We start from the raw sequence: 3,125 nt of genomic DNA, 5'->3' as shown, positions 1-3,125 counted from the left end.
CCCGGCCGGAGAGATCATGGCCGTGGTCGAGGCGGCGTCGCCCGTGCTCGACGAGGTGACGACGCCGCGGCTCGTGCACTTCGACGTGTGGCAGGGCAATGTCTTCCTCGACCTCAGCGGCCCACCGCGGATCCAGGCCATCATCGACCACGAGCGGGCCTTCTGGGGCGACCCGCTCGCGGAGTTCGTCACGCCGACGATCTTCGGTGAGCTGACGGAGGACGACCCGCTGCTGGCGGGCTACCGCGAGGTGACGCCGCTGGAGCTCACTCCGGCGGCGCGCACCCGGCTCGATCTCTACCGCGCCTACCTCTACCTGATCCTGCTGGTGGAGAACGGCCCCCGGCAGTACCCGGAGGACGAGTACGCCAGGCTCCGCGACGCCGCGTTCGGCTCACTGGCCGGCGTGCTCGACCGCCTCGTACGCTCCTCCCCTGACTCCCGCGGATAGCTTGACGCACGGCCCGGTGCCCTTGTTGGGCACGCCGAGGTCCACGGGCTGCTCACCGGTGCACACCAGAGCGCCCCTGACCGTGGTGCCCGACAGGATCGGCGCCGTGTTGCCGGCCAGCAGCGCGGCGCCGCGCAGGTCGGCGCCGACGACGGTCAGCGCCTTGGCGCCGCGGACGCTGAGCGCGCCGGTGACGGACGCCTTGAGCAGGTGCACGGAAGCGGGCTCGGCCGCGGTCAGCGTGCCGGTGATCCGGCCGCCGGTGACCACCAGCGACGCCCCCGGCTTGACCGTCACGGGCCCGGTGACCTCGGCGCCGTCGAGGCAGGTGACCCCGCCGGCGACGGTGAGCGGGCCGCGGTGCGTGCCGGTGAGCGTGCTGGTGCAGGCGGGTGGCGGCGCGATGGTGGTGACGGTGAAGCTCTTCGCCCCGCCGTAGTTCCCGGCGGCGTCGATGGAGCGGTACTCGATGGTGTGCCGGCCGCGCGGCAGCTTGCCGTACACGAGGGAGTCGATGACCGTGCCCTCCTCGGTGAACGTCCACGGCAGCTCCGACGACGTGGGCCAGCCGAAGTAGTTGAACCAGCCGTCGCCGTCCACCCTGGACTCCGAGACCACGTAGCCGTCGCGGTCGTCCTCGCCGGTGAGCCGCATGGAGAACGGGCCGTTGTAGACGTAGGTGTCGCCGGACGTGGCGAGCGGCTCGGACAGCTCGTACCGGGTCGTGGGCCGGTCGGCGTCGACCTGCCAGGTGAGGGTCTTGCCGCCGAGGGTCGCGGTGAGGGTGTGGGTGCCCGGCTTCAGGTCCAGCTCGCCCAGGTCGAGGTCGGTGCCGGTGCCCGCGCGTCCGCCGTCCAGGGTCCAGGAGATCTCGGGGACGGTCGCGGCCGGATGGGTGGTCTCCACGTACGCGACGTCGGCGCGGCCGAGCGGCCGGTCCGTGGGCGTGGAGGAGACGATGGCGGCCTCGACGCCGTCCGGCGGTGTGGTCAGCGACGTGTCCACGGTCCAGGTGCGCGGCCTGGTGATGGCCGCCCTGACGGCCGGATCCCTGACGAACCCGGTCGGGTCCGAGACGGTGACGGTGACCGTGTGGGTTCCCGGGGCGAGGCCCAGGGTGCGCAGGTCCAGAGTCTGCTCGTGGCTCTGGAGGTCCTTGCCGTCCACGTTCCAGGTGATCGCCAGCGCGTGGCCGACGGGGCGCATCGGCTCGGCCCACAGCACCCGGTCGGCGCCGACGGGCCGCTCATCGGGCGTGGCGTCCTGGATGACCATGGTCTTGGCGATGATGCGCTGGACCATGACCTCGCGGCTGACCTGGTCGTAGTAGTAGCCGAGGGTCTTCATCATCGAGTGCCGGCTGGGCCGCCAGACGCCGCTCGTGTAGTACATGCCGCCCTCGTAGCGGCCGACAGGGCCGCCCGACTCGCTGGGCTCGCCCAGCCAGCGCCACCACTTCTTCTGCTGGTCCCTCATCTGCTGCTCGGTCAGCAGCGTGTGGTGGGCGCTGGACGGCTCGGGCCCGGTGTAGGCGCCGCCGGGGACGCCGCGCTGGTAGTAGTCGTACTCGTCCTGCAGGCCGCCCAGGGAGTGGCCCAGCTCGTGCGGGCTGATCAGGGCGGACATGCTGTTGCTGCCCGAGGCGGTGGCGTACGAGCCGCCCGCGCCGCCGTACGTGCCGCTGTTGCCCAGCGCGAGGATCTGCCGGTTGCCGGACGAGGTGCCAGTGACCAGGTCGGCGTAGCGGGTGGCGGCGGCGTTGTCCATGGTGATCAGGCGCTGGACGCTGTTCGGGTTGCAGCGGCCCCAGAAGCCCATGCCGAGCGGTGTCGTCTTCCTCGGCGCGTCCAGCCCCGGGTCGCAGCTGATGCCCGACTCGCCCGAGACGATGTCGACGCGGTAGACGTTGATGTAGTTCCGGTACGTCTTGAACGGCTCTATCGACCACATCACGTTGAGGTGCCGGTCGACGTCGGCCCGGAATTTGGCCTGTTCCGCCTCGGTGTAGCCGTCGCCCATGACGATCAGGTTGAACCTCTTGGACGGTGCGCCCGTGACCTGCACGGGCACCACGGTGGCCGCGCCCGGCTCGGCGATCGCTGAGGGGGTATGTAACAGGGCAGCGGCCAGCACCAGGGCCGCGAATATACGCATGCCCTGCACTATCGCCGATCATGGCCGGACGACCAAGGGTCAGGCCTCGGGAAGATCGGCCAGGAGGATGGGCTGGGTCGTCGGCGTCCCGGACCCGGACGCGGGCTCGACCGTCAGCGCCACCCGGTCGTCCCCTCGCTCCGGTGTGACCAGCAGGGGCGTGGTCAGGCCGTCCTTGGCGCGGTCCAGCATCCCGGCGGGGCGCGGGCCGTCGCGGCCCATCAGCCAGAGCTCGTACCCCTTGGATCCGGGCAGTTCGGGCAGGCCGGATGAGGTGAACACCATGCGTCCCCTGGATCGGGAGATCACGACCGTGCCCGTACCGCCTGAGGTGACGGGCCGGCGTACCGTCTCGGCGTCGGGCGCGGCCAGCACGGCGATCACCTCCTCGTTCCTCGAGGCCAGGTCGTCCAGATCGCGTCGGGCGTCGAGGGCGACCGCGCCGAGCGCGACCGCGGCCGCCGCGGCCACCGCCGCCAGGCCCGCCATCACCCTGGCCCGGCCGCGCCTGAGCGGCACG

At 71.7% G+C, this 3,125-nt stretch carries 3 protein-coding genes; 1 reads left to right on the top strand and 2 read right to left on the bottom strand.

What is annotated here, in order from left to right; translation table 11 throughout:
* Positions 1 to 451, top strand: a 451-nt coding sequence (locus tag AB0J09_RS60525; RefSeq protein ID WP_360712905.1) for a phosphotransferase, incomplete at its 5' end; no start/stop codon positions are given.
* Here AB0J09_RS60525 and AB0J09_RS60520 read toward each other — a convergent pair.
* The gene (locus AB0J09_RS60520; protein ID WP_360712902.1) at positions 395 to 2,605 is read right to left on the bottom strand and encodes a M64 family metallopeptidase; all 2,211 of its coding nucleotides are present in this window, start codon (positions 2,603 to 2,605) and stop codon (positions 395 to 397) included. The genes AB0J09_RS60525 and AB0J09_RS60520 overlap by 57 nt on opposite strands.
* A gap of 39 nt (positions 2,606 to 2,644) precedes the next feature.
* On the bottom strand, positions 2,645 to 3,125 hold a 481-nt coding region (locus AB0J09_RS60515), incomplete at its 5' end, for an anti-sigma factor (protein ID WP_360712899.1).

Origin of the sequence: Nonomuraea sp. NPDC049784, assembly GCF_040659615.1 — a bacterium.
Classification (GTDB): domain Bacteria; phylum Actinomycetota; class Actinomycetes; order Streptosporangiales; family Streptosporangiaceae; genus Nonomuraea.
This window is presented reverse-complemented; position numbering and strand designations above follow the sequence as displayed.

What these genes read in the sequence shown, in the direction of transcription:
- AB0J09_RS60520 (WP_360712902.1), bottom strand. Translation starts at nt 2,605, where the DNA reads ATGCGTATATTCGCGGCCCTGGTGCTGGCCGCTGCCCTGTTACATACC.